The organism is Actinomadura citrea (assembly GCF_013409045.1).
In the GTDB taxonomy this organism is placed as follows: domain Bacteria; phylum Actinomycetota; class Actinomycetes; order Streptosporangiales; family Streptosporangiaceae; genus Spirillospora; species Spirillospora citrea.
Genome location: NZ_JACCBT010000001.1, coordinates 5,041,420 through 5,065,525, shown reverse-complemented (window position 1 = coordinate 5,065,525; position 24,106 = coordinate 5,041,420). Strand labels below are relative to the sequence as shown.

Annotated in this window: 21 protein-coding genes; 12 read left to right on the top strand and 9 right to left on the bottom strand. The window is 73.9% G+C overall.

Annotated elements, in window-relative coordinates; genetic code table 11:
- Nucleotides 1–79: 79 nt before the first annotated feature.
- The gene (locus tag BJ999_RS23720; protein WP_179835324.1) at nt 80–421 is read right to left on the bottom strand and encodes a hypothetical protein; all 342 of its coding nucleotides are present in this window, start codon (nt 419–421) and stop codon (nt 80–82) included.
- A gap of 128 nt (nt 422–549) precedes the next feature.
- On the opposite strand from BJ999_RS23720, the gene BJ999_RS23715 reads away from it, so the two are divergent.
- Genes BJ999_RS23715 through BJ999_RS23705 form a run of 3 tightly spaced genes read left to right on the top strand, consistent with a single transcriptional unit; the run spans nt 550 to nt 3,249 of the window.
- Nucleotides 550–984: a hypothetical protein gene (locus tag BJ999_RS23715; protein WP_229810294.1), complete on the top strand. Its 435-nt coding sequence runs from the start codon at nt 550–552 to the stop codon at nt 982–984.
- Complete coding sequence (locus tag BJ999_RS23710; protein ID WP_179835323.1) at nt 981–1,850, top strand: AAA family ATPase; 870 nt, start codon at nt 981–983, stop codon at nt 1,848–1,850. The genes BJ999_RS23715 and BJ999_RS23710 overlap by 4 nt, the downstream gene beginning before the upstream one ends.
- 1 nt (nt 1,851) lies before the next feature.
- A complete protein-coding gene (locus BJ999_RS23705; protein WP_179835322.1) occupies nt 1,852–3,249 on the top strand; it encodes a vWA domain-containing protein in 1,398 nt (465 codons plus the stop codon).
- 6 nt (nt 3,250–3,255) lie between these two features.
- On the opposite strand, the gene BJ999_RS23700 is transcribed toward BJ999_RS23705, so the two are convergent.
- Nucleotides 3,256–4,650 (bottom strand): MFS transporter, encoded by a 1,395-nt coding sequence (locus BJ999_RS23700; RefSeq protein ID WP_179835321.1) that lies wholly within the window; start codon nt 4,648–4,650, stop codon nt 3,256–3,258.
- 91 nt (nt 4,651–4,741) lie between these two features.
- Between BJ999_RS23700 and BJ999_RS23695 the strand changes: the two genes are divergently transcribed.
- Nucleotides 4,742–5,236 (top strand): winged helix-turn-helix transcriptional regulator, encoded by a 495-nt coding sequence (locus BJ999_RS23695; protein WP_179835320.1) that lies wholly within the window; start codon nt 4,742–4,744, stop codon nt 5,234–5,236.
- A 74-nt stretch (nt 5,237–5,310) separates the two neighbouring features.
- Nucleotides 5,311–6,912, top strand: a complete 1,602-nt coding sequence (locus BJ999_RS23690; protein ID WP_179835319.1) for an adenylate/guanylate cyclase domain-containing protein — start codon at nt 5,311–5,313, stop codon at nt 6,910–6,912.
- A 22-nt stretch (nt 6,913–6,934) separates the two neighbouring features.
- On the opposite strand, the gene BJ999_RS23685 is transcribed toward BJ999_RS23690, so the two are convergent.
- From BJ999_RS23685 to BJ999_RS23675, 3 genes are read right to left on the bottom strand one after another with little or no spacing between them, the layout of a single operon-like run.
- A complete protein-coding gene (locus tag BJ999_RS23685) occupies nt 6,935–7,669 on the bottom strand; it encodes a hypothetical protein (RefSeq protein ID WP_229810295.1) in 735 nt (244 codons plus the stop codon).
- 51 nt (nt 7,670–7,720) lie between these two features.
- The gene (locus BJ999_RS23680) at nt 7,721–8,365 is read right to left on the bottom strand and encodes an MBL fold metallo-hydrolase (protein ID WP_179835318.1); all 645 of its coding nucleotides are present in this window, start codon (nt 8,363–8,365) and stop codon (nt 7,721–7,723) included.
- Nucleotides 8,365–9,450, bottom strand: coding sequence for an S-(hydroxymethyl)mycothiol dehydrogenase (locus tag BJ999_RS23675; protein WP_179835317.1), 1,086 nt, complete (start codon nt 9,448–9,450; stop codon nt 8,365–8,367). The genes BJ999_RS23680 and BJ999_RS23675 overlap by 1 nt, the downstream gene beginning before the upstream one ends.
- Before the next feature lie 157 nt (nt 9,451–9,607).
- Between BJ999_RS23675 and BJ999_RS23670 the strand changes: the two genes are divergently transcribed.
- A complete protein-coding gene (locus BJ999_RS23670) occupies nt 9,608–10,879 on the top strand; it encodes a lipase family protein (protein ID WP_218935195.1) in 1,272 nt (423 codons plus the stop codon).
- On the opposite strand, the gene BJ999_RS23665 is transcribed toward BJ999_RS23670, so the two are convergent.
- Together BJ999_RS23665 and BJ999_RS23660 are read right to left on the bottom strand one after the other, a co-directional pair.
- Nucleotides 10,872–11,405 (bottom strand): ATP-binding protein, encoded by a 534-nt coding sequence (locus BJ999_RS23665; protein WP_229810296.1) that lies wholly within the window; start codon nt 11,403–11,405, stop codon nt 10,872–10,874. The two genes, BJ999_RS23670 and BJ999_RS23665, sit on opposite strands and share 8 nt — an antisense overlap.
- A 142-nt stretch (nt 11,406–11,547) precedes the next feature.
- A complete protein-coding gene (locus BJ999_RS23660; protein ID WP_179835316.1) occupies nt 11,548–12,213 on the bottom strand; it encodes an MBL fold metallo-hydrolase in 666 nt (221 codons plus the stop codon).
- Nucleotides 12,214–12,417: 204 nt separating this feature from the next.
- Here BJ999_RS23660 and BJ999_RS23655 point away from each other — a divergent pair, with 204 nt between their 5' ends.
- A complete protein-coding gene (locus tag BJ999_RS23655; RefSeq protein WP_179835315.1) occupies nt 12,418–16,227 on the top strand; it encodes a tetratricopeptide repeat protein in 3,810 nt (1,269 codons plus the stop codon).
- Nucleotides 16,228–16,331: 104 nt separating this feature from the next.
- Nucleotides 16,332–17,030, top strand: a complete 699-nt coding sequence (locus BJ999_RS23650) for a Crp/Fnr family transcriptional regulator (RefSeq protein ID WP_179835314.1) — start codon at nt 16,332–16,334, stop codon at nt 17,028–17,030.
- A 31-nt stretch (nt 17,031–17,061) separates the two neighbouring features.
- On the opposite strand, the gene BJ999_RS23645 is transcribed toward BJ999_RS23650, so the two are convergent.
- Nucleotides 17,062–17,826, bottom strand: a complete 765-nt coding sequence (locus tag BJ999_RS23645; RefSeq protein WP_179835313.1) for a maleylpyruvate isomerase family mycothiol-dependent enzyme — start codon at nt 17,824–17,826, stop codon at nt 17,062–17,064.
- Nucleotides 17,827–17,896: 70 nt separating this feature from the next.
- Here BJ999_RS23645 and BJ999_RS23640 point away from each other — a divergent pair, with 70 nt between their 5' ends.
- The 4 genes from BJ999_RS23640 to BJ999_RS23625 all read left to right on the top strand — a co-directional run bounded on the left by BJ999_RS23640 (nt 17,897) and on the right by BJ999_RS23625 (nt 22,890).
- Entirely contained in the window at nt 17,897–18,688 is a 792-nt protein-coding gene (locus BJ999_RS23640) for an MBL fold metallo-hydrolase (RefSeq protein WP_218935194.1), read from the top strand.
- A 269-nt stretch (nt 18,689–18,957) separates the two neighbouring features.
- Nucleotides 18,958–21,795 (top strand): excinuclease ABC subunit UvrA, encoded by a 2,838-nt coding sequence (uvrA, locus tag BJ999_RS23635; protein ID WP_179835312.1) that lies wholly within the window; start codon nt 18,958–18,960, stop codon nt 21,793–21,795.
- A 56-nt stretch (nt 21,796–21,851) separates the two neighbouring features.
- Nucleotides 21,852–22,292 (top strand): Rieske (2Fe-2S) protein, encoded by a 441-nt coding sequence (locus BJ999_RS23630; RefSeq protein WP_179835311.1) that lies wholly within the window; start codon nt 21,852–21,854, stop codon nt 22,290–22,292.
- A gap of 94 nt (nt 22,293–22,386) precedes the next feature.
- Nucleotides 22,387–22,890, top strand: a complete 504-nt coding sequence (locus tag BJ999_RS23625; protein ID WP_179835310.1) for a Rieske (2Fe-2S) protein — start codon at nt 22,387–22,389, stop codon at nt 22,888–22,890.
- On the opposite strand, the gene BJ999_RS23620 is transcribed toward BJ999_RS23625, so the two are convergent.
- On the bottom strand, nt 22,877–24,046 hold the full coding sequence (locus BJ999_RS23620) for a mechanosensitive ion channel family protein (RefSeq protein ID WP_179835309.1): 1,170 nt from the start codon (nt 24,044–24,046) through the stop codon (nt 22,877–22,879). The two genes, BJ999_RS23625 and BJ999_RS23620, sit on opposite strands and share 14 nt — an antisense overlap.
- Nucleotides 24,047–24,106 lie beyond the last annotated feature (60 nt).

The following is a 24,106-nucleotide window of genomic DNA, read 5'->3' as shown; positions in this document are numbered from 1 at the left end:
CATCACGGGCAGGCGCGTGGAGCGAGCGCAACGCGCCTGCCCGTCGTGACGGGGGTTCCAGGGGGCGCTACCCCTGGGTTCATCTGGGCCGGAAGATGTAGGTGAAGTTGATGAGGACGATGCCGGCCAGGGCGATGAGAAGGCCGGGGAGGCCGGCGTTGACGACGCCGATCGCGCTCAGCGGGATCGCGGCGAGCAGCGACAGTATCGCCATGGCCAGGCTGTGATCGCGGTCGCCGCTCCGGGGCTCGGGGGCGGGGGCGCGGCGGCGGGCGCGCGGCGCCGCCGTGCGGGCGTCGAGGGTCTCCTCGATGCGGTCGACGACCGTCTCGATGAAGGCGTCGTCGTAGTCGGGCCCCAGCTCGCGCCGGGCCGCCATGGCCGCCGTGAGGTCCTCGCGAGGCAGTCGTGGGGTCGTCATGACACCGTTATAGACGGGCGGTCCGGGCGCCCGCGTCACCCCCGGGTGCCATGTGGCGGCTACCCCTCAGGTGTGAGCGGACGCGCCGGTAGGATTCCGCTCCCGTCCCAGGAAATACGGAGGTCTCCGTGACAGTGCGGGCCCGTTCGACCATCCTCGCCGCCTGCGCCGTCGCGGCCGGGCTGGCCCTCGCGGGCTGCGGCGGCGGTGAGAAGCAGGCCGCGGACGCGGCGCCGTCCGCACCGCCCACCACGCTGGCGCCGCTCCCGGCGGTGAAGCCTTCCGAGGTCAAGCCGCTGGTGGGACGCTGGGTCGGCGCCGCCAAGGACTACTTCCAGTTCACGGCCGACGGCAACGGCGTGTGGGTGCGGGGCAGGCAGAGGCTGTGGAGCGGCTCGGCCATCCCCGAGGGCGGCGGCAGGTACCGCTTCTCGTGGAACGGCGGCGACCCCAAGTCCGCGTCCTACTGGGGCGTCGCCCTCAGCGAGGACAAGGCGTCGCTCGTGTTCGCCGGGACCAACCAGACCTACAAGAAGGTCGCCGCGCGGAAGGGCAAGGGATGACCGACGCGATGTTCGCCTCACCCGCCGACGCCGGGCGCAGGCTCGCCGACGTCCGCTACCTCGCCGACGACGCGATCGCCACGACGGTGTTCCTGGCCCAGGCGCTCGGCAAGCCGCTGCTGGTGGAGGGCCCGGCGGGAGTCGGCAAGACGGAGCTGGCGAAGGCCGTGGCGGCGGCGACCGGCGCGGAGCTGATCCGGCTGCAGTGCTACGAGGGCCTGGACGAGGCCCGCGCGCTCTACGAGTTCAACTACAAGAAGCAGCTCCTCGCGATCCAGGCCGCGCCCGCCGACCGCGCCTGGCAGGAGACCCACGACGACATCTTCTCCGAGGAGTTCCTGCTGGAGCGGCCGCTGCTGGCGGCGATCCGCCGCAGCGACCCGACCGTCCTGCTCATCGACGAGGCGGACAAGGCCGACGTCGAGGTCGAGGGCATGCTGCTGGAGATCCTGTCGGACTTCCAGGTCACGATCCCCGAGCTCGGGACCGTCTCGGCGGTCCGCCGGCCCTTCGTGCTGATCACCTCGAACGCGGCGCGGGAGCTGTCGGAGGCGCTCAAGCGCCGCTGCCTCTACCTGTACCTGGGCTACCCGGCGCCGGACCGGGAGCGCGACATCGTCCTCGCGCAGGTGCCGGGCATCGAGGCGGAGCTGGCCGAGCAGCTCGTCCGCACCGTCGGCACCCTGCGCGACCTGGAGATCAAGAAGGCGCCGTCGATCGCGGAGACCGTCGACTGGGCGCGCACCCTGCTGGCCCTCGGCCTGGACGACCTGGACGAGGCCGCCGTGGGCCGCACGCTCGGCGTCGTCCTCAAGCACGTCTCCGACCAGGAGCGCGCCGCCAAGGAACTCGGGCTGAGCGGCTGACATGGCCTCACTCGTCGACCGGCACACCGGGTTCGTCGCGGAGCTGCGGCGGGCCGGGCTGCCGGTGTCGGTCGCCGAGGGGCTCGACGCCGTGCGCGCCGTGCGGGCCGTCGACCTGCTCGACCGAGAGTCGCTGCGCGCCGCCTACGCCGCGACGGTCGTCAAGCGGCCCCAGCACCGCGCGACGTTCGACACGCTCTTCGACCTGTGGTTCCCGGCGGCCGTCGGAGACGGCGCGGGAGCGGCGCGCGACCCCGAGCGCCCGGCGAGGACGCTCGACGACGACGGACGTCCCGTCCCGGCGGCGCTCGACCCGCAGGTGCGGCGGCGCCGGGACGAGCTCGCCGAGCTGCTCCTGTCCGGGGACGACGCCGGGCTGCGCCGGTTCGCCCGGACGGCCGTCGCCGAGTACGGCCGGACGCCGGGGCAGGAGTCCTGGTTCTCCTCCGGCGTGCTGAGCGCGCTGTCGCCCGAGACCCTGATGGCGCGGCTGCTGGAGTCGGTCCTGACGGGGCGGGAGCGGGGCGGCATGGCCGAGCGCGTCGCGCGCCGGACGTTCCGCGACCGCATCGCCCGCTTCTCCGGCCTCGTCGCGGGCGAGGTGCGGCGCCGCATCGCCGAGGACACCGGCGTCGAGCGGACCGCCCGCATCGCGGTCCGCCCCCCGCTGGAACGGCTCGACTTCGCCGGCGCGACCCGCGCCGAGATGGAGGCGCTGCGCCGCGAGGTGTATCCGCTGGCGCGCAAGCTGGCGTCCCGGCTCGTGCAGAAGCAGCGCCACGGGCGGCGGGGCCGGCTCGACTTCCGCCGCACGGTCCGCGCGTCCCTGGCCAGCGGGGGAGTGCCGCTCACCACCCATCACCGGCCGCGGCGCCCGCACCGGCCCGAGCTGGTGGTGCTGTGCGACGCCAGCGACTCGGTGTCGGCGTTCGCGCACTTCACGCTGCTGCTGACGTTCGCGCTGCGGGAGCAGTTCAGCAAGGTCCGCGCGTTCGCGTTCATCGACGCCACCGACGAGATCACCAAGTACTTCGCGCCGGGCGCGGACATCACCGGCGCGATGACCCGCCTCGCCGCCGAGGCCGACCTCGTGTGGATCACGGGCCGGTCCAACTACGGCCACGCCTTCAAGGTGTTCGACGACAGGTACCGCGACGCCGTCACCTCCAGGACGTCCCTGCTGATCCTCGGCGACGCCCGGTCCAACTACGGGGAGCTGTCCCTGCCGATCGTGCGGTCGATGGCGGACCGGGCCCGGCACGCCTACTGGCTCAACCCCGAGCCGCGCGCCCAGTGGGACACCGGCGACTCCGCCGCGTCCCGCTACGGCGAGCTCCTCCCCATGTACGAGTGCCGGAACCTGACCCAGTTGGCCGCCTTCATCGAGGAACTCGCCTGATGGAGTTCAGGAGGTCCGGGCCCGCTCCCGGATCACCAGGGCGAGGACGGCGTAGGCGAGGGCGGTGACGGCCGAGACGACCATCGCGACGTTCGTGCCGTGCGCCAGCGAGGCCGCGTCGTGCCCGGAACCCGTCGCGATCGCCCCGACGATCGCCACGCCCAGCGACGCGCCGATGTAGCGGGCGGTGTTGTTGGCGCCGGCGCCCATGCTCGCGCGGTCGGCGGGGACGCTCTCCACGGCCAGCCGGGCCAGCATCGCGTTGGTCAGGCCGCTCGCGACGCCGGCGGCGGCGAGGCCCGGGGCGAGCCGCCACCAGTGCGCGTCCGGGCTCAGGCCCGCCAGCGTGAGCTCGCTGACGCCGGCGAGCGCGAACCCGGCGGCCAGCAGTCGCCGGACGGGCAGCCGCGCGGGCAGGCGGTGCGCCTGGAAGGCCACGAGGAACGACAGCCCGGACCAGATGGCCAGCACCAGCGCCGCCGCGATCGGGGACAGGCCCATCACCAGGCTCATCATCGTCGCCAGATAGGTCATGACCCCGATCACGGCGAGCCCGGTGACGAGCGCCCCGGTCACCGAGAGCAGGAACGCCGGCCGCCGGAACAGCGCCAGGTCGACCATCGGCTCCCGCCGCCGCGACTCGACGAGGACGAACGCGGACAGCAGGGCCGCCGCGGCGGCGAACAGCGCGAGGACGCCCGGGGCCGTCCAGCCGGTGCGGCCCCAGGTGATCGCGGCCACCAGTGCCGCCACGCCGAGGCTCATGGTGACCAGGCCCGGCACGTCCACGCCGCGCGGGCGCTCGGCCCGGGACTCGGTGAGCGCGCGGGACGCCGCCGCGGCGAGCACCGCGGACGCGGCGACCGTGGCCCAGTACCACAGCCGCCAGCCGCCGGCCGCGGTCAGCCCGGCCGCCGCGATGGGGCCGAGCGCGATGCCGAGGCCGACCATCGCGCCCCACATGCCGGCGGCCCTCGCCCGCCGCGGCCCCGGCGCGAAGGAGGCGCCGATGATGCCGAGCCCGGTCACCAGCAGGGCGGCGCTGGCCGCGCCCTGCGCGACGCGGCCCGCGATGAACACCGCGGCGTTGGGCGCGAGCGCGCAGGCGACGCTGGAGACGGCGAGCGCCACCGCGCCGATCACGAAGGTGCGCCTGCGGCCGTGGTCGTCGGCGAGGCTGCCCGCGGCCATCAGCGCCGCCGCCAGGCCGAGGCTGATCGAGCTCATCAGCCAGATCTGCGCGGTCCCCCCGGCGCGCAGGCCGCGCGCGGTGTCGGCCAGCGTCGCCGCGGGGGCGCAGTAGTTCATCAGGGCCAGCAGGGTGGCCGCGGCCGGCAGCGTCAGCGCGGCGGCGGTGCCCGGCGCGCCGCTCGCGGCGCGGGGGGTCGCCAGAGTCGTCATGCGGTCTCCAAGTTCATTGAACGAACTCAACGTGGTGACGGTAGCACGAGAGAGTTCAATCATTGAACCCTCCAGTGGGTACTGTGGTGGCATGGCACTCGGCAAGGACTACGCGGCGCAGGACTGCTCGCTGGCCCGCGCGCTGGAGGTCGTGGGGGAGCGCTGGACGCTGCTGATCGTCCGGGACGCCTTCTACGGCGTCCGCCGGTTCAGCGACTTCCTCGTCCACCTGGACATCCCCCGCGCGGTGCTGTCGGCGCGGCTCCAGTCGATGGTCGACGCCGGCGTGCTCGTCAAGGACGGGCACGACTACGTGCTGACGGACATGGGCAAGGACCTGTGGCCCGCCGTCCACGCCCTCGCCCGCTGGGCGGAGGCCCACCTGTCCGCCGAGCCGAGCCGCGTCTTCGTCCACCTCGCCTGCGGCACCGAGATCGGGCCGGACGGGCGGTGCGCGGCGTGCGGGCGGCACGTCGCCCCGGAGGAGCTGGAGATCCACGCCGGGCCCGGCGTCCGCCACCGCACCGACCCGGTCAGCATGGTTCTGCGCAACCCGCACCGAGTGCTGGAGCCGATCCGCACCTGAGTGAGCAATCCCTCGGCGAGGTCGCTCACCGGCGGTGGGGCCCGGGGGGATTCGACCGGATAATCTCCTCGCTCATGAAGACCGAAAGGGCCGAGACCGCCCCCCGCCCCCGGCGCCGGCCGGGAAGCGTGCTCGGCCCCCTGTGGCGCCTGATCGACGGCGGCCCGGACGACACCCGGGCCCAGATCGCCCACCGGGCCAGGGTCCTGGTGCGGATCGCCACCGGGCTGGCGAACCTCGGCGGCGCGCTGGTCGTGCTCGCGTTCGCCGTCGTCGTCCCCGATCCCGTCGGCGAGGTGTCCGAGCGGCTCCGGCTCATCAACCTGATCGTCTTCATCCTCTACGTCACCGCCGCGGTCCCGGTCGGCCTCGTCCTCGGCGAGCGGTTCTTCCGCCGCGTCCGGCGCATGGTCGAGCGGCACGACGAGCCCGACCGGCACGAGCGCTCCCTGCTGCTGTACGGGCCGCTGCGGCTGATGGCCCTGCACCTGACGCTGTGGGGGATCGGGACGGTCGGCTGGGTCGTCATCAACGCCCCCTTCTCCGGCCTGCTCGCCGTCAAGCTGGGCCTGACGAGCCTGCTCGGCGGCCTCACCACCTGCACGGTCGTCTACCTGCTGACCGAGCGGCTGCTGCGGCGCGCGGTGACCACCGCGCTGCGCAGCGAGATGCCGCGCCGCACGGGACTGCCCGGCGTCGTCGCCCGGTCCGTGCTGGCCTGGGGCCTCGGCACCGCCATCCCGATCCTCGGGCTGATCACCCTCGCGGTCGGGTCGTTCGTCATCGCCAGGATCACCGTGCGGGAGTTCGCCGTCGCCGTCCTCGCCCTCGGCGGCATCGCGCTGGTCGTCGGGCTCGGCGTGACCTACGGCGCCGCCCGCGCCATCGCCGACCCCGTCGAGTCGGTGCGGCTCGGCCTCGCCCGGATCGAGCGCGGCGACCTGGACGTCGAGGTCCCCGTCTACGACGCAAGCGAGGTCGGGCTGCTGCAGGCGGGGTTCAACCACATGGCCGCCGGGCTGCGCGAGCACGAGCGGCTGCGCGACCTGTTCGGCCGCCAGGTCGGCGCGGACGCCGCGCGCGTCGCGGTGGAGCGCGGCATCGACCTCGGCGGCGAGTCGCGCGAGGTCGCGGTGATCTTCGTGGACATCATCGGCTCCACCCGGCTGGCCGCCGACCGGCCGCCGGCCGAGGTCGTCCGGCTGCTGAACGACTTCTTCGCCGTGGTCGTCGAGGTCATCGGCGCGCACGGCGGCTGGATCAACAAGTTCGAGGGCGACGCCGCGCTGGCGATCTTCGGGGCGCCGCTCGCGCTGGACGGCGCGCCCGCCCGCGCGCTCGCCGCGTCCCGCGAACTGGCCCGCCGGCTGCGCGAGGACGTTCCGGCGCTGAGCGCCGCCGTCGGCGTCTCGGCGGGCGAGGCCGTCGCCGGGCACATCGGCGCCGAGGAGCGGTTCGAGTACACCGTGATCGGCGACCCGGTGAACGAGGCGGCCCGCCTCACCGACATGGCCAAGACCACCACCGAGCGCGTGCTGGCGGCGGGTTCGATCCTCGCCGAGGCGGGGCCGGAGGAGGCGGCGCACTGGTCGCTCGGAGGCGAGGTCACGCTGCGGGGCCGGACGCAGCCGACCCGCCTCGCCTCGCCGTGCCCGGTCGAGCGCGTCACGTCCTAGGCGCGCCCCGTCACCGGACGTCTCAGGACGGCTCGAGCGTGGCGCCGCGCAGCGTCGTGTAGAACGGCGACCCGGCCAGCCGCGAGCCCTTCTCCTCGCCGATGTAGACGTCGGCGTGGTCCTCGCCGCCGTATCCGGGACGGAACAGGTCGGTGACCGTCCAGCGGGCCTTCCGGAACGCCGTGCACACCTCGTCCCCGATGGCGCGGCCGTTGCCGTCCTTGCCGCAGTCGACGATCGCGAACCGCCGGCCCCGCGCCAGGACGGACCTGTCGGCCGCCGCCGACGCCCACGCCCGCAGCGGGCGCCCCCGCGAGTCGCGGGTGGTGTCGTCCAGCCAGAAGCCGACGCTGTGCGACCAGTTCAGGTACCGGCCCCGCTCGGGCCCCTCGGTGAGGCGCCCGCTGCCCTCGGTCTGGACGACCTTGAGGAAGTCCTTCGGGTAGGAGCCGAGCGGGGTCCTCCCGTGCGAGCAGTGGAAGCGGGCACAGCCGCGCACCGCCTTCCGCTCGCCGTGGTAGAGGCTTTCCAGCGCCGTGTAGTACGTGGTGATGCGCCACCCCGCCGCCCGTCCGAGCGGCGCGGGCCTGCCGGTCGCGGGCGTGGGGACCTCGGTCGCGGGAGGCGGGTCCACGGCGGGCGCGGGGGCCGAAGCCGGAGGCGCGGTCGGCGGAGGCACGTCGGCGCCGCGCGCGCTCTGGCCGCAGCCCGCGACGGCCCCGCACAGCAGGAGCGCCAGCGGTGCCCTGCGCCGCATCGCACCCTCCCGGCCCTGGACGGCTGTCCGCCACCGCGGACACTATCCCGGTCAGTGGCCGCGGGCTATCCATTCCTCAAGATGCGGGGCCTCCGCGCCGACGGTGGTGGACTCGCCGTGTCCGGTGCGGACGGTGGTCTCCGGCGGCAGCGTCAGCAGGCGCTCCCGGATCGAGGCGATGATCGTCGGGAAGTGGGAGAACGACCGGCCGGTCGCGCCCGGTCCGCCGCTGAACAGGGTGTCGCCGGAGAAGACCGTCGCCAGGGCGGGCGCGTGGAGGCAGACCGTGCCGGGGCTGTGGCCGGGCGTGTGCAGGACGGTGAGGTCGGTGCCCGCGACCGTGATGACCTGCCCGTCGGACAGCTCGCCGTCGGGCGAGGTGTCCGGGTGCCGCTGCTTCCACAGCATCAGGTCGTCCGGGTGCAGCAGGACGGGCGCGCCCGTGCGGGCCCGCAGGGCGGGCGCCGCGTCGATGTGGTCGTCGTGCCCGTGCGTGGACACGATCGCCACCAGCCGGCGGCCGCCGAGCGCCCCCGCGATCGCCTCGGCGTCGTGCGCGGCGTCGATGACGATCGCCTCGCTGTCGTCCCCGACGATCCAGACGTTGTTGTCGACGTCCCAGGTCCCGCCGTCCAGCGAGAACGTGCCGGAGGTGACGACGTGGTCGACGCGCGGTCCCGCGGATTCGCCGGCCATCAGAGCACCACCACCGAGCGCAGCACGTCGCCCCGGTGCATCTTGGCGAACGCGGCCTCGACGCCGTCCAGCTGGATCGTCTCGGAGACGAACGCGTCCAGGTCCAGGCGCCCCTGCAGGTAGAGGTCGATGAGCATGGGGAAGTCGCGGGAGGGCAGGCAGTCGCCGTACCAGGACGACTTCAGCGACCCGCCCCGCCCGAACACCTCCAGCAGCGGCAGCTCCAGCCTCATCTCCGGGGTCGGCACCCCGACCAGCACCACCGTCCCGGCGAGGTCGCGGGCGTGGAAGGCCTGCTCGTAGGTCTCGGGACGGCCGACCGCGTCGATGACGACGTCCGCGCCGAACCCGCCGGTCAGCTCCCGCACCGTCGCGACGACGTCCTTCTCCGCCCCGTTCACGGTGTGCGTGGCGCCGAGGGAGGACGCGGTGGCGAGCTTGCGCTCGTCCAGGTCCACGGCGATGATCCGGGCGGCCCCGGCCAGCCGGGCGCCCAGCACGGCCGCCGCGCCGACGCCGCCGCAGCCGATGACCGCCACCGAGTCGCCGCGCCCGACCCCGCCGGTGTTGATCGCCGCGCCGAGCCCCGCCATCACCCCGCAGCCGAGCAGCCCGGCGACCTCGGGCCGCGCCGCGGGGTCGACCCTGGTGCACTGCCCTGCCGCCACCAGGGTCTTGTCGGCGAACGCGCCGATGCCGAGCGCGGGCGACAGCTCCGTCCCGTCCTCGAGGGTCATCTTCTGGGCGGCGTTGTGGGTGTCGAAGCAGTACCACGGGCGCCCGCGCGTGCAGGCGCGGCACTGCCCGCACACCGCACGCCAGTTCAGGACCACGAAGTCGCCCGGCGCCACCTCGGTCACACCCTCGCCCACCGACTCCACGACCCCGGCGGCCTCGTGCCCGAGCAGGAACGGGAACTCGTCGTTGATCCCGCCCTCGCGGTAGTGCAGGTCGGTGTGGCAGACCCCGCACGCCTGGACCTGCACGACCGCCTCACCCGGACCCGGGTCCGGCACGACGATCGTCTCGATCCGCACCGGCTGTCCCTTGCCGGGTGCGACGACCCCGCGTACCCGCTGCGCCATGCTGCCGCCTCTCGTCGTCTCGATCTCCCCCCGACCCTACCCACGCCCCGCCCGCCTTCCTCGTCACTTCCGGCCGGGGGACCCTCTCAGGTAGCGGACGCGAGATCACCTGCTGGCGCGATGCGGGTCCGGGCGGGCGGGCACGAGGCTCACCCCCATGACGAACACCATGACCCGCCTGACCGCCGGGATGCTCGCCGCCGCCGCGATCACGGCCGCCGGCGTCGCCGCCGCGTCCGCCGGGGCGTTCGAGCGCCCGGCCTCCGATCGCAAGGCGGGGGCCGTCGCTCAGCAGAGCGCCGCACGCGGACATCTGGTCTCCGCGACCCACCTCACCACCATGTCCGCGGACAAGGTCCGTACCTGGCTGGCGTCCGATGACTTCGACACCGCGTCCGTCCGCCACGGCGTGGACACCTACCGGCTCGTCTACCGGACGGTCGACACCCGGGGCCGCGCGACGACCGCCACGGGTCTGGTCGCGCTGCCTCGCAGCCGGGACCGCCGCCTCGCCACGGTCTCCTACACGCACGGCACCATGAGCTACAAGCCGGACGCCCCCTCGAAGGCGAAGGACGTCTGGGGCCCCGGCGCGGCCGTCACCTATGCCGCGGCCGGGTTCGCGGCGGTCGCGCCCGACTACCTCGGCCTGGGCGAGGGGCCGGGCGTCCATCCCTGGAAGGACGTGCCGTCGGAGACGAGCGCGTCACTCGACATGCTCCGCGCCGCGCGCCACTTCGCCCCGCGCGCGGGCCGCGCCCTGGACGGCCGGGTCTTCGTCACCGGCTTCTCGCAGGGCGCGTCGTCCGCCCTCGGGCTGGCGCGGGTGCTGCAGGGCGGCGCCGACCCGCACTTCCGCCTCCGCGCAGTGGCCCCGATCAGCGGCGGGTACGACTTCCGGGGCGCGGAACTGCCCGCCCTGCTGAGCGGGGAGCTCCCTGCGAAGCTGTCGGTCGTCTACACGTCGTACCTGCTCACCTCCTGGAACCGCATTCACGGAGGCATCTACACGACCCCCTCGGAGCTGTTCCGCAAGCCCTACGCCGACCGCGTCGAGAAGTACTTCGACGGTACGACGCCCGGGGCCGTCATGTTCGACGGCCTGCCGAACAAGCTCAGCGATCTCCTCACTCCCCGTGGACTTGCGGTGCTGCGCCACCCGTCCGGCACGTTCGCCGAGGCCCTGCGCGTGGACGCGGAGGTCTGCACGGCCTGGACCCCGCGCATCCCGGTCCGCCTCTACAAGATGGCCGGGGACGAGCAGGCCGTCACCGCCAACACCGACCACTGCGCCGCGGAGTTCCGCGACCGCGGCGTCACCGTGCCCGTCGTCGAATTGGGCGACCGGCTCTACGGCGGCTCCCGCCACCTCGGATCCAACCTCGCGGGCACCGCCCGGATCGTCCGCTGGTTCGGCGAGCTCAGCTGAAGTGGATGGCCTGCAGCTTGTCGGCGGCGTCGCGGTCGAGGACGGTGACGCCGGTGGCGGGCGGCAAGGGGGCGCCGCCGCGGGCCCGGGCGATCAGGGGGCGCCAGCGGCGGCAGTGGCGGGCCCACGCGGTGGAGGTGACGACGCGGCCGCGCGCGTACTGGCCGGCGCGGGCGGTCTCCGGCGCGACGTCGATGAGGATCAGGTGCAGCCGCCCGCCGCGGCGGTGGGCCAGCCAGGCGAAGCAGTGCAGGATGTGCGGCCAGGTGCCGCGGGTGTGGGCGACGACGCCGTGCCCGGCGACGATCGCGCGGCCGATGCGCCATACGTGGGTGGACTGGACGATCGGGGTCCGCAGCCGGACGGGCAGCGGCCTGAGGAAGCGCGCCCACCAGTTGCGGGACTGGCGGGAGTCGATCACCCGGACGTCCCCGGCGCGCACCGGGGACGTCTCGTCGCCGCGCAGCCCGTACAGGCGGTTGAGCAGGGTGCTCTTGCCGGCGCCGGGCAGGCCGGCGACCAGCACCAGCGAACCCGCCGGGTAGCGCAGCGCAGGTCCCGTGTTCGCTTCGTTGGGTTGGGGAATGACCGACTCCTGGTCTCGAACCGGAAGTGTGTTGGGGCCAACGAACGTCCCCCACCACTTGTTCCGGCCCGAGCAGGAAGTGTCACCAGCCGCGGGCGCGCCACTCCGGGATAGAGGGGCGCTCCCGGCCGAGCGTCGAGTCCTTGCCGTGGCCCGGGTAGAACCAGGTGGCGTCGGGCAGGCGGTCGAAGACGCGCTCCTCCACGTCCGAGAGCAGTTGCCGGAACCGTGTCGGGTCGCCCCAGGTGTTCCCGACGCCGCCCGGGAAAAGGCTGTCGCCGGTGAACAGGTGCGGGCGGTCGGCCAGCTCGCCGCCGGCGTCGTACAGCAGCGCGATCGAGCCGGGCGTGTGGCCGCGCAGGTGGATGACGTCGAGGGACGCCTGCCCGACCGCGACGGTGTCGCCGTGCTCCACGGGCTCGGCGACCGGCTCGGGGAGGGGGGCGGTGTCGCGCGGGTGGGCGACGACCGGCGCGCCGGTCGCCCGCGCCACCTCGCTCAGCGCCATCCAGTGGTCCTCGTGCCGGTGCGTGGTGACGATCCGCGCGAGGGGGCCGTCGCCGATCAGCTCCAGCAGCCGGGGCGCCTCGTTCGCCGCGTCGATCAGCAACTGCTCGCCGGTCGCGGTGCACCGCAGCAGGTAGGCGTTGTTGTCGTACGGACCGACCGAGACCTTCGTCACCCGCAGCCCGGGCAGCTCGCGGACGTCCGGACGCCCGCCGGCCTCGACGTTACCGGTGTAGGTCATGCGTCCTCCCCGTCGATCGTTCGAAGACCATCTTCCATCATCGGCCCCCGCGATCATCCGCGGCCCGGTCGCACGCCTGGAATGAGTCACCAGACGCAGCCGAACCGTGCGCCGCCGGACGGACTCTCCCCCCTTTTCACCGCACCATGAGAACTGGAAGATCAGGTTCGACGGACGTCGGCGGCGACGGCGGGAGGTGACCGGATGATCGGCGACGACCCGGGCGTCCGGCCGGGCAGCTTCTGGGAGCGGCTGGCCCCCACCGACCGCCAGGCACTGCGCGCCATGGGCCGCCGCACCGACATCCCGCCCGGCGGCATGCTGTGCCACCAGGGGACGGTCGCGCCGGCCGTCTACGTCGTGTTCAAGGCGTCGCCGCGGGCCGCGAGCAACGCGGTGGCCAAGGAGTTCGTGGACTCCAGCGACGGCGACGAGTCGATCATCGACCTGTTCGGCGCGGGCGACATGGTCGGGGTCCTCGGTCCGTGGGGGCATCCGCAGCGCGCCACGGTCGCCGCGCTGGACCACGTCACGGCGCTGCGCGTGGACCGCGGCAAGTTCCGCAGCCTGCTGGCGGCGAGCCCGCAGGTCGCCGAGGCGATGATGCACGCCGTCTCCGAGAGCGTCACCTACGGCGGCCGCCGGCACGCGGTGCGGGCCGCCGACCATCCCCAGCGGCTCGCCTACCACCTGCTGGAGCTGGCGTACCGGTTCGGCGAGCCCGCCCCCGGGCAGGGCACGCGGATCCCCCTGCGGCTCAGCCAGGCGGAGCTGGCGAACTGGGCGGGGATCTCCCGCGAGACGCTGGTGCGCTGGTTCCGGGCGTGGCGGGCCAAGGGCATCCTGGACCAGCGGGCCCGCCCGCTGACGGTCCTCGACGTCGAACGGCTCCGCCGCGCCGCGAGCCCCTGGGGCGACGACTGGCCGGCCGCCGAGACCGAGCGCTCGCCCGAGGACGCGCTGGGGCAGGGCGCCGGGATCGCCGCGCGCGAACCGGTGCGCCTGGGAGCGCCGGCCGGGCCGCCCGCCGTACGCCTCCCCGCCGACAACCCCTACTTCGCCGGGCGCGTGGTCAGCCTCGGCAAGCTCGATCTGCTGGTCGGCCAGTCCGTGTGGCCGCGCGCCGTCGTGGTCCAGGGAATGGCGGGCGTCGGCAAGACCACGCTGGCGCTGCACTGGGCGCACCGGGTCGTCGACCGCTTCCCCGACGGCGTCCTGTTCGCCGACCTGCGCGGCACGTCCCGCAGCCCCGTCACCCCGGCGGAGGCGATGGGGCAGGTGCTGCGCTCGGCGGGCGTGCCCGGCGACCAGGTCCCGCGGACGGAGGCGGAGCTGGCGGCGCAGTGCCGGTCCCTGCTCGGCGACCGCCGGATGCTGCTGATCCTCGACAACGCCGCCCGGCCCGAGCAGATCAGGCCGCTGCTGGCGGCGATGGCCTCCGGGCTGGTGGTCGTGACGAGCCGCCGGCGGCTGCCGGCCCTGCTCGAAGACGCCGACGTCCGGACGCTGGAACTGCGGGAGATGGCGACGCAGGAGGCCGTGGACCTCATCTCCAACGTCCTCGGGGCGGGCGACCCCCGTCTCCGGGAGGAGGACAAGGCCGTCGAGCGGCTCGCCCGCGAGTGCGGCCACCTGCCGCTCGCCCTCGGCGTCATGGCCGGGCGGCTGGCCGAGAACCCCGGCGAGTCGATCGCCGGGACCGTCCGGGAGCTGGCCGCCCGGGACGTCCGGGACGCCGCGCCGTACGGGCCGGGCCTCGCGGGGGCGGGCCTGGGCGACGGCGCGGCGCCCGGCACGTCGGGGACGGCGCTGCTGGCCGTTCTCAGCCCGACGTTCGACGTCGCCTACCGGAGCCTGCGCCGCGGGCAGCGCGAGGCGTTCCGCAGGCTCGGCCTGGTCACCGGCCCCGACTTCACGCCCACCGCCCTCGCCGCCTTGCGCGACGGCACGGTCGGCGAGGCGCGCGAGTGCCTGGAGGGACTGCGCCAGGCGTACCTGGTGCACGACGTGGGGCCGGACCGCTACCGGATGCACGACCTGCTGCGCGACTTCGCCCGCGAACGGGGCCTGCGCGAGGACTCCGACGGCGAACTCCAGGCGGCGCAGCGGCGGTTGCTGGCCGGCTACCTCGCCGAGGCGCGCCACGCGGGGGACGCCATGGCGGCGCGGTCCCGTCCCAGGGCGCATCCGGGGGAGGCGCAGGGACGTCCGTCCGCCGCCGCCGAGCGCGCCGCCGGGCTCGCCTGGTTCGAGGCCGAGCGGCGCAACCTGGTCGCCGCGGTGCACCAGGCCGCCCGGCTCGGCCTGCACCGGACGTGCTGGGAGCTCGCCGACGCGCTGTTCGACTTCCAGGAGTTCCGCCGCTACAGCGAGGACAGCATCGCCGTCCACCAGGCGGGCCTGCACGCCGCCCGCACCGAGGAGGACTGGGCGGCCGCGGCCGTCATGCTCCACAACCTGGCGATGGCGCACTTCGAGCTGGGCGACTCCGTCCAGGCCATCGGATACGGGGAGGACGCGCGGCGCGGGTTCCGGGCCGCCGACCCGCCCGACCGCTACGGGGAGGCCGCCACCCTGGCCACCCTGGCCGACGTCCACGTGGCGCTGGGGCGCTACCTGACGGCGATCGACCACGCGCGGCGCTCCCTCGCCGTCCACGGGGAGCTGCAAGACGACGCGGGAACGGCCAAGGGCCACGACATCCTGGCCAGGGCATACCTGGGCCTCGGCGACTACGAGACGGCTCTGGACCACGCCGCCAAGGCGCTCGATGTCCGCCGCCGTACGCAAGACCAACCGGGAGTGGCCGAGACCCTGCTCACCGTGGCCCAGGTACACCGCCGCCAAGGGAACGTCCACGGCGCGGTCTCGCACGCTCTGGAGGCGCTCGCCATCCGGCAGGAACTCGCCGACATGCACGGCGCCGCGCAGGCGCTGACCGAGCTCGCGCGGATGAACGCCGCGCTCGGCCTGCGCGACCTGGCGCAACAGGACGCCGAGCAGGCGCTGCGCACCTACCGCGCCCTCGGCGCCCGCCACGGGGAGGCGCGGGCGCTGACCACGCTCGGCATGCTCATGTGCGACGCGACGCGGTTCGCCGAGGCGTTCACCTACTGCGGGCAGGCGCTGCGGCTGCACCGCGACACCAGCGACCGGCACGGCGAGGCCGAGGCGCTCGCCCAGATCGGGATCGTCCACTGGCGCCTCGGGCGGTACCGCGAGGCGCGCGAGCACCTCCTGCGCGCCCTGGAGATCCGCCGCGAGATCGGCGACCAGCACGGCGAGGCCAACGACCTGGAGCACCTGTCGGTGGTGATGCGGCGCCTCGGCCGCCACCAGGAGGCGTTCGTCCTCGGCCTGGAGGCCCTGGACCTGTGGCACCGGCTCGGCGCGCGGGGCGGGATGGCCGGCACGCTCGGCAGCCTGGCCCGCACGTACTCGCGGCTCGGCCTGCCCGAGGACGCCGAGCGCGCCGCCCGGCAGGCGCTGGGCTTCCGCGAGTCCGGCGGCGACTGGTACGGCCTCGGCGTCGGCATGGACACCCTCGCCGCCGTGCTGCGCCGCGCCGGCCGTCCCGAGGAGGCCCTGGAGCGGGAGCTGGAGGCGCTGCGCATCCTCGGCGAGGTCGGCGACCGGCACAGCGAGGCCGTCGCCCTGGTCCACCTCGCCGCCATCCACCTCGACCTCGGCCGCGCCGGCGAGGCACTCGCGACCGGGCGGCGCGCCCTCGACCTCGCCGCCGAGCTCGGCGCCACCCGCGAGCAGGCCCACGCCCTGCACGGCATGGCCCGCGCGTCCCAGCTGACCGGCGAGCACGCCCGCGCGGTGGAGCACGTCACCGCCGAGATCGCCATCCGCCGCGAGACCGACGACCAGCGGGGCCTGCGGCGGGCGCTGGAGCTGCTGCGCGACTCCCACCTGGCCCTCGGCGACCAGGCCGCGGCCGCGGACTGCCTCCGCCGCGTCCGCGCCCTGGACGGCCTGCTCGCCCCGGAAAGACCGCTCGACGTGTGACCGATGACGTGGTCGGCCGGCCCCGGGGCGCGTTCACTGGACCGCGACGCAAGCGATCATGAAGCCCGGGGCCCGGCCGGATCCGGGTCCGGTGAGGAGGCGAGATGCAGACCCCCCGGTTCTGGGACGCGCTGACCCCCCGCGCCCAGGAGGCCCTGCGGCGGGCGGGCGCCCCGGTGCTGATCAGGCCCGGTGCGTTCCTGACGCGCGAGCACACCCGCGCCGCCCAGGTCTTCGTCCTGCGGTCCGGGGCGGTGAAGGTCTGGGTGGACCGGGACGGCGAGACCGCCATCCTCGACGTCCTCGGCCCCGGCGACCTGGTGGGGGAGCTGGAGGCGGTGGACGGCGGGGCCCGGCACGCCAACGCCGAGGCGCTGACGCGGGTCGAGGCCCTCGTCCTGCCCGCCGCGCGGTTCCGGGGCGTCCTGGACGCCCAGCCCGGCTCGGTGTGGGCCGTCGCCGCCGTCCTCGCCGAACGGCTCCGCGACGCCAACGAGCTGCGCGTCGCGCACTTCCCCGACGATCCCGAGCGCCGCCTCGCCGGCCGGCTCCTGCGCCTGGCGGCGCGGTTCGGCTCGCCGGTCAAGCGGGAGCGCCCGGACGGCGTGACCGAGGAGGGCGTCCTCGTCCAGGTCCCGGTCACCCAGCAGGATCTCGGCCGCTGGGCCGGCATGGGCCGCCGCAAGGTCGCCCAGATCCTGGCGGCCGAGCCGGTGCGCGGCTGCGTGACCGTCGCCCGGAGCGCGATCGCCGTCCGCTCCGCGGACGCCCTGCACCGGCTCGCGGGCGACGACCCTCCCTAGGCCGACGGCCCTTCCCCGGCCCCCGGCCCTCTCACCGGCCCGACTCCTCCGAGAACCGGGAGGGCTCGTGCGGCCAGGGCGGCGGCGCGGGCAGTGGGCCGTCCGGGCGGAGGTGCACGCCCGCTCCGTCCGACCGTCCGCTCAGCCAGCCCAGCAGCGCCCGCCCGGAGCCGGACGCCTCAGGGCCGCCGGGCGTCCAGCCGAGCTCGGCGGTCTCGCCGGAGTCGGTCGCGGTGATCCGCAACCCGGCCAGCTCCCCGAGGAGCCGGTCCGGCAGCGCCGCCATGTCCGCCAGCGTGGCCGCCGCGGACCACCGGACGTAGGGCTCGGGCCAGTCGGCGGGGCCGTACCCGGCGGCGAGGTCGACGTGGTGGGCCTCCACCTCGTTCCAGCGGCGGAACACCGTGTACCAGGCCGGATGGGGCCAGCCCATCATCGCGCGCACCGGCGCGCTGCCGGCGCTCTCGGGCAGTGACCGGGCCTGCTCGGAGAAGCGCGCCTGCGTCGCCCGGACGTCCGCGACCAGCTCGTCCCGGCCGCGCCCCGCGCCCGCGGCGACGTCGGCGTTGCGCCGCTCCAGGCTCGGGTACTGCGGGATCTCCGTCCCCGTTCGCGCCGCTTCGAGCAGGTTCCACAGGGAGTCGGCGTTGCGCGCGATGTGCGTCGCCACGTGCCCGCGGCTCCACCCCGGCAGCGCGGACGCGCCCCGCAGGGCCAGGTCGGACATCCCCTCCAGCGTCGCGGCGATCCGCTCCACGCCCGCGTCCAGCTCGTCGATCACGTCGCGCCAGTCCATGATCCCTCCTCGCCGAAAAGGACGCTCCATCCTGTCGCACCGGCCCGGCCCGCGCCAGACAATGGTGATCATGGAGCTTCCGATCTGCGTGACGTGCGGCGTCCAGTACGCCGGGCCCCGTCCGGACTGCCCGATCTGCGAGGACGAGCGGCAGTACGTCGGCTGGGAGGGCCAGCGGTGGACGACCCTGGAGGAACTGCGCGCCGGCCACCGTGGCCGTGTCGCCGAGGAGGGCCCGGGCGTCGTCGGGATCGGCGCCGAGCCGTCCATCGCCATCGGCCAGCGCGCCCTCCTCCTGCGCGCCCCGTCCGGCAACGTCCTGTGGGACATGGTCACCCACATCGACGACGACCTCGTCCGCCGCGTGAACGACCTCGGCGGCGTCTCCGCGATCGCGATCAGCCACCCGCACTACTACGGCACCATGATCGAGTGGGCGCGGGCGTTCGACGCCCCCGTCCACATCCACGAGGCCGACCGCCGGTGGGTGGCCCGCCCGGACGACGCGGTCTCCTTCTGGTCGGGCGACACCCTCGAACTGGCCGACGGCCTCACGCTGATCAACGCGGGCGTCCACTTCGCGGGCGGCCAGGTCCTGCACTGGCGCGACGCCCGCGCCCTCTTCTCCGGCGACATCGTGCAGGTCGTCAACGACCGCGACTGGGTGAGCTTCATGTACTCCTACCCGAACTACATCCCCGAGCGCCCCCGCGTGGTCCGCCGCGCCCTGCGCCTCCTGGAGCCCTACGACTTCGACCGCGTCTACGGCGCCTGGTGGAAGAAGATCGTCTACAGCGGCGGAAAGGACGCCGTCCGCCGCTCCGCGGAGCGCTACCTCTCGCACGCGCTCGACGACGAGTGACCTGGGCGGGCGCGTCCACGACCGGAGTGCGTTCCGGGTGGTCGGAAGGGGTGCCGCGCTTCCGGCGGTGTTCCGGTGGCGGGCGGCGTTCGAACACGTGTACGGTGCGATGGTGCCGTCCCGACCGCTCGGATCGGCCGGGTAGCGTCATGAAATGCAGCGGCGCTCGCCGCTGTTGAGAAGTCGGGGGATCCTGCCGCACCCCGTGGCTAGCCTTGATACCGAGCCGTATCCGCAGATCGCCGCGCCCAGAAGAGGACCGGAAGAACGTGCATGACCGACTCATCGTGCGTGGAGCACGCGAGCACAACCTGAAGGACGTCTCGCTCGACCTTCCGCGGGACGCCATGATCGTGTTCACCGGTCTGTCGGGTTCGGGGAAGTCCAGCCTGGCCTTCGACACGATCTTCGCCGAGGGGCAGCGCCGGTACGTCGAGTCGCTGTCGGCCTACGCCCGGCAGTTCCTCGGGCAGATGGACAAGCCCGACGTCGACTTCATCGAGGGGCTGTCCCCGGCGGTCTCGATCGACCAGAAGTCGACCAGCAAGAATCCCCGCTCCACGGTCGGGACGATCACCGAGGTCTACGACTACCTGCGGCTGCTCTACGCCCGGATCGGGCACCCGCACTGCCCCGAGTGCGGCCGGCCGATCAGCCGGCAGGCGCCGCAGCAGATCGTCGACCGGGTGCTGGAACTGGAGCAGGGCGCCCGGTTCCAGGTGCTGGCGCCGGTGATCCGCGGTCGCAAGGGCGAGTACCTGGAGCTGTTCCGCGAGCTGCAGTCCAAGGGCTACTCGCGGGCGCTGGTCGACGGGCAGATGATCCGCCTGGACGAGCCGCCCCCGCTGAAGAAGCAGGAGAAGCACGACATCTCCGTCGTGGTCGACCGGCTCTCGGTGAAGGACTCCGCCCGCCAGCGGCTCGCCGACTCGGTCGAGACGGCCCTCGGCCTGGCGGGCGGCACGATCGTCCTCGACTTCGTCGACCTGCCCGAGGACGACGAGCACCGCACCCGGATGTACTCGGAGCACCTCTACTGCCCCTACGACGACCTGTCGTTCGAGGAGCTGGAGCCGCGCTCGTTCTCGTTCAACTCGCCGTACGGAGCCTGCCCCGACTGCACCGGCCTCGGGACGCGCATGGAGGTCGACGCCGAGCTCGTCGTCCCCGACGGGGAGCTGTCGCTCGGCGAGGGCGCGATCCAGCCGTGGTCGGGCGGGCACGTCAGCGAGTACTTCCTGCGGCTGCTGTCGGCGCTGGGCGACGCGATGGGCTTCGACCTGAACACGCCCTGGGACCGGCTGCCCGCCAAGGCGCGCAAGGCGATCCTGAACGGGCACGAGACGCAGGTCCACGTCCGCTACAAGAACCGCTACGGCCGGACGAGGTCGTACTACACGGCCTACGAGGGCGTCGTCCCCTACATCCAGCGGCGCCACGCGGAGTCCGAGAGCGACTCCAGCCGGGAGCGGTTCGAGGGCTACATGCGGGAGATCCCGTGCCCGACCTGCGAGGGCGCCCGGCTGAAGCCGGTCGTGCTCGCCGTCACCATGGGCGGGATGTCGATCGCCGAGGTGGCCGCGATGCCGATCGGCGAGGCCGCGAAGTTCCTGCTGGCGCTCGAACTGAACGAGCGCGAGACGCACATCGCCGAACGCGTCCTGAAGGAGATCAACGCCCGGCTCGGCTTCCTGCTGGACGTCGGCCTCGACTACCTCACCCTCGACCGGGCCTCGGCGACCCTCGCGGGCGGAGAGGCCCAGCGCATCCGGCTGGCGACGCAGATCGGCTCGGGTCTGGTCGGCGTCCTGTACGTGCTGGACGAGCCGTCCATCGGCCTGCACCAGCGCGACAACCACCGGCTGCTGGAGACGCTGCTCCGGCTGCGCGACATGGGCAACACCCTGATCGTCGTCGAGCACGACGAGGACACCATCGCCGCCGCCGACTGGATCGTCGACATCGGGCCGCGCGCGGGCGAGCACGGCGGCGAGATCGTCGTCTCCGGCACGGTCGAGGACCTGAAGAAGTCCGACCGCTCCCTGACCGGCGCCTACCTGGACGGGCGCCGCGAGATCGCCGTCCCGCAGATCCGGCGGCCGCGCACCAGGGGCCGCGAGGTCACCGTCAAGGGCGCGCAGCAGAACAACCTGCGCGACGTCGACGTGTCGTTCCCGCTCGGCGTCCTCACCGCCGTCACCGGTGTCTCGGGGTCCGGCAAGTCGACGCTGGTCAACGACATCCTCTACAACTCGCTCGCGAAGAAGCTGAACGGGGCGAAGACCGTCCCCGGCAAGCACAAGCGCGTCAACGGCGTCGACCAGCTCGACAAGGTCGTGCACGTCGACCAGTCGCCGATCGGCCGCACCCCGCGGTCCAACCCGGCGACCTACACCGGCGTGTTCGACCACATCCGCAAGCTGTTCGCCCAGACCACCGAGGCGAAGGTGCGCGGCTACCAGCCCGGCCGGTTCTCCTTCAACGTCAAGGGCGGCCGCTGCGAGAACTGCTCCGGCGACGGCACCATCAAGATCGAGATGAACTTCCTGCCGGACGTCTACGTCCCGTGCGAGGTCTGCCACGGCGCCCGCTACAACCGGGAGACCCTGGAGGTCCACTACAAGGGCAAGACGATCTCCGAGGTGCTCGACATGCCGATCGAGCAGGCCACCACGTTCTTCGAGCCGATCACGGCGATCCACCGGCACCTGAAGACGCTGAACGACGTCGGCCTCGGCTACGTCCGGCTCGGCCAGCCCGCCCCGACCCTGTCCGGCGGCGAGGCGCAGCGCGTCAAGCTGGCGTCCGAGCTGCAGAAGCGCTCCACCGGCCGCACCATCTACGTGCTGGACGAGCCGACCACCGGCCTGCACTTCGAGGACATCCGCAAGCTCCTCGGCGTGCTGAACGGCCTGGTCGACAAGGGCAACACGGTCCTGGTCATCGAGCACAACCTCGATGTCATCAAGACCGCCGACTGGATCATCGACATGGGCCCCGAGGGCGGCTCGCGCGGCGGCACGGTCGTCGCCACCGGCACCCCCGAGGAGGTCGCCGAGGTCGAGGCCAGCCACACCGGCCAGTTCCTCAAGAAGCTCCTCGTCTGAGCCCCCGTCGGGCGGGTCGGTGCGGGACGGGTGAAGCCGTCCACCAGGATGGAACCATGGGAGACGAAGTGACGCCCGGGGCCGCCGAGGCCGCCGGGAGCGGGGGAGTCGGCCGGCGCGCGGTGCTGTGCGGGGCGGGGGCGCTCGGCGCCGCGGCGCTCGCGGGGTGCGCGTCCGGAGGCGGGGCCAAGCCCGCCGAGGACCTCAAGGGGAAGCAGATCGCGAAAGCCGCCGACATCCCGGTCGGCGGCGGCAAGATCTATGGCGACGAGAAGGTCGTGGTGACCCAGCCGAGCCAGGGCGCGTACAAGGCGTTCACGGCGGTGTGCACCCACCAGGGCTGCACGGTCGGCGGGGTGTCGAACGGGCTGATCAAGTGCCACTGCCACGGCAGCGAATTCAAGATCACCGACGGCTCGGTGGAGCGCGGCCCCGCGAAGGAGCCGCTCAAGGAGTACCCCGTGCAGGTCGAGGGCGGCGGCATCGTCGTCACCTGATCACCGTTTTGGTTCCGCTTTGAACCAACTCGCTCGCGCATCCGTGCTTCCCGGTGACGGACAGGAACCGAGAGAGGTCACCGGAGGGGCGAGAATGCCACACAGGTCCGAGACGCAGGCGGACGGAACGGAGCGCACGCCGGGGGAGGCCGCGCCAGGGGAGTCCCCCGCGGGCGGTACCCGCAGGGGACTTCTGCTCGGCGTCGGACTCGCGGGCGTGGCCGGGCTGGCGGCGGCGTGCGGCGGCGAATCGGGCGACGGCGGCTCCGGCTCCGGCGGCTCCGGGGACGGGAGCGGTGGCGGCGGGACGGGTGCGGCCCTGGCCTCGGTGAGCGAGATCCCGGTCGGCGGCGGCAAGGTGTTCGAGGACGCCAAGGTCGTCGTCTGCCAGCCCCGCCAGGGCGAGTTCACGGCCTTCTCCGCGACCTGCACCCACCGGGGATGCAGCGTCGGATCGGTGTCCGGAGGCACGATCAACTGCCCCTGCCACGGCAGCAAGTTCAAGATCACGGACGGGTCGGTGGCGAGCCCGCCCGCCGACGAGCCGCTGGCGGAGAAGAAGGTCACCGTCCAGGGCGGGAAGATCACGCTCGCCTGAGCGACTTCGCGCGCGCCGGGCCGTCCTCACGGGGGACGGCCCGCGCGCCGTCGGCGTGCCGTCCCTCCGCCACCTCGTCCTCGGTGGCCGGTGCCGGGTCGTCCGCCTCGGCCTCGGCGCCGTCCACGACGGGTTCGGGGCCGACGCGGAGCCGGGGGAGGGCCTCCGGATGGCGGTCGCGGATGTAGGAGACCAGGTACTCGCGAACGTCGCAGCGCAGGTCCCAGGTGCTCGCCGAGTCGGCGGCGCTCATCAGCGCGCGCACCGTGACGAGGCCGCTCGGCAGCACGTCCACCACCTGCAGCATCCACTCCCGCCGGTCCCACAGCGGGTTCTCCTTCAGCGCCGAGTACAGCTCGGCGCGCAGGTCCTCGACCGGGACCGTCCAGTCCACGTGCAGCTCGACCGAGCCGAGCAGGCGGCTGGAGTGCCGGGTCCAGTTCTCGAACGGCTGCTCGGTGAAGTGCGACACCGGGAAGATCATGCGCCGGTCGTCCCACAGCTGCAGGACGACGTACGACAGCGTCAGCTCCTCGACCCGGCCCCAGATGCCCTGCGTGACGACGACGTCGTCCAGGCGCAGGGCGTCGCTGAACGCCAGCTGCAACCCGGCCAGCAGGTTGCCGAGGGTCGGCCGCGCCGCGATGCCGACCACCAGGCCGGCGACGCCCGCCGACGCCAGCACCCCGGCCCCGACCGCCCGCACGGCGGGGAAGGTGAACAGCGCCGCGCCGACGGCGAGCACCACGAGGATGACGGCGGCGATGCGGCGCAGCAGCAGCATCTGCGTGCGGGCCCGCCTGGCCCGCCGGTTGCGCTCGCCCTCGATCCGCATCAGCCGCGCCAGCGGCGGGTCGCTCAGCGCGTAGCCGATCCGCATCACCAGCCATGTGGAGGCGCCGATCGCCGCGATCCGCATCGCGTGCCGGACCACGTCCTCGGCGTGCCCGCCGATGACCTGGTACGGCATCGCGGTGCTGGAGCCGACCACCGCCGCGAACGCGAACGCGGGCGCGGCGCAGCGCCGTGCGACCCGGCCCGCGCCGGGCCATCGGTGCGACAGCCGGCCGGCGACGAGCCGGCGGCCCGCCTCCACGACGACCACGGATGTGCCGACGGCGGCGGCCAGGATGATCCATGCCCAGAGTGCGGACACGTGTGCGATGACCCCCTTCCGGATCCGAGGAACCGTTTGACCCTCCCTTTCCGGAGGATT

What these genes read in the sequence shown, in the direction of transcription:
- BJ999_RS23630 (WP_179835311.1), top strand. Translation starts at nt 21,852, where the DNA reads ATGGGAGACGAAGTGACGCCCGGGGCCGCCGAGGCCGCCGGGAGCGGG.
- BJ999_RS23695 (WP_179835320.1), top strand. Translation starts at nt 4,742, where the DNA reads ATGGCACTCGGCAAGGACTACGCGGCGCAGGACTGCTCGCTGGCCCGC.
- BJ999_RS23700 (WP_179835321.1), bottom strand. Translation starts at nt 4,650, where the DNA reads ATGACGACTCTGGCGACCCCCCGCGCCGCGAGCGGCGCGCCGGGCACC.
- BJ999_RS23675 (WP_179835317.1), bottom strand. Translation starts at nt 9,450, where the DNA reads ATGGCGCAGCGGGTACGCGGGGTCGTCGCACCCGGCAAGGGACAGCCG.
- BJ999_RS23710 (WP_179835323.1), top strand. Translation starts at nt 981, where the DNA reads ATGACCGACGCGATGTTCGCCTCACCCGCCGACGCCGGGCGCAGGCTC.
- BJ999_RS23660 (WP_179835316.1), bottom strand. Translation starts at nt 12,213, where the DNA reads ATGACCTACACCGGTAACGTCGAGGCCGGCGGGCGTCCGGACGTCCGC.
- BJ999_RS23655 (WP_179835315.1), top strand. Translation starts at nt 12,418, where the DNA reads ATGATCGGCGACGACCCGGGCGTCCGGCCGGGCAGCTTCTGGGAGCGG.
- BJ999_RS23705 (WP_179835322.1), top strand. Translation starts at nt 1,852, where the DNA reads ATGGCCTCACTCGTCGACCGGCACACCGGGTTCGTCGCGGAGCTGCGG.
- BJ999_RS23680 (WP_179835318.1), bottom strand. Translation starts at nt 8,365, where the DNA reads ATGGCCGGCGAATCCGCGGGACCGCGCGTCGACCACGTCGTCACCTCC.
- BJ999_RS23670 (WP_218935195.1), top strand. Translation starts at nt 9,608, where the DNA reads ATGACGAACACCATGACCCGCCTGACCGCCGGGATGCTCGCCGCCGCC.
- BJ999_RS23645 (WP_179835313.1), bottom strand. Translation starts at nt 17,826, where the DNA reads ATGGACTGGCGCGACGTGATCGACGAGCTGGACGCGGGCGTGGAGCGG.
- BJ999_RS23625 (WP_179835310.1), top strand. Translation starts at nt 22,387, where the DNA reads ATGCCACACAGGTCCGAGACGCAGGCGGACGGAACGGAGCGCACGCCG.
- BJ999_RS23690 (WP_179835319.1), top strand. Translation starts at nt 5,311, where the DNA reads ATGAAGACCGAAAGGGCCGAGACCGCCCCCCGCCCCCGGCGCCGGCCG.
- BJ999_RS23640 (WP_218935194.1), top strand. Translation starts at nt 17,897, where the DNA reads ATGGAGCTTCCGATCTGCGTGACGTGCGGCGTCCAGTACGCCGGGCCC.
- BJ999_RS23720 (WP_179835324.1), bottom strand. Translation starts at nt 421, where the DNA reads ATGACGACCCCACGACTGCCTCGCGAGGACCTCACGGCGGCCATGGCG.
- BJ999_RS23685 (WP_229810295.1), bottom strand. Translation starts at nt 7,669, where the DNA reads ATGCGGCGCAGGGCACCGCTGGCGCTCCTGCTGTGCGGGGCCGTCGCG.
- BJ999_RS23650 (WP_179835314.1), top strand. Translation starts at nt 16,332, where the DNA reads ATGCAGACCCCCCGGTTCTGGGACGCGCTGACCCCCCGCGCCCAGGAG.